General features: G+C 63.8%; 1 protein-coding gene. It reads left to right on the forward strand.

What is annotated here, in order from left to right; translation table 11 throughout:
• Nucleotides 1-54: 54 nt before the first annotated feature.
• A partial coding sequence (locus tag EOA32_RS38040) for an ATP-binding cassette domain-containing protein (protein ID WP_145971548.1) occupies nucleotides 55-401 on the forward strand: 347 nt, incomplete at its 3' end.

Consider the following 401-nt stretch of genomic DNA (forward strand, 5'->3'; position numbering starts at 1 on the left):
GTTGCGCAACTATCTCGAAGGGCGCGTGCGTGTCATGCAGGCCGGGAGGCAGTCGTGAGTGCCGTTCCAGCAAGCGTCGATCATGCAGCCACCGCCGCTGAATATCCCGTGCTTGCGGTACGCGGCGCGACCAAGCGTTTCGGCTCGGTTGTGGCGCTGGACGACGTCAGCATCGAGGTCCGGCGCGGCGAGATCTTGGGGCTTCTGGGCGACAACGGCGCTGGCAAGTCGACGTTGACCAAATGCATCAGCGGGGTGCACCAACTCGATGCCGGCGCGATCCTCCTGGACGGTGCGCCAACGCAGATACGCTCCCCTGCGGATGCGCGCTTCGCCGGCATCGAGACTGTCTACCAGGATCTGGCGCTGTTCGACAATCTGACGCCAGGACAGAACTTCTT

It is taken from the genome of Mesorhizobium sp. M1A.F.Ca.ET.072.01.1.1 (genome assembly GCF_004023325.1).
GTDB lineage: Bacteria > Pseudomonadota > Alphaproteobacteria > Rhizobiales > Rhizobiaceae > Mesorhizobium.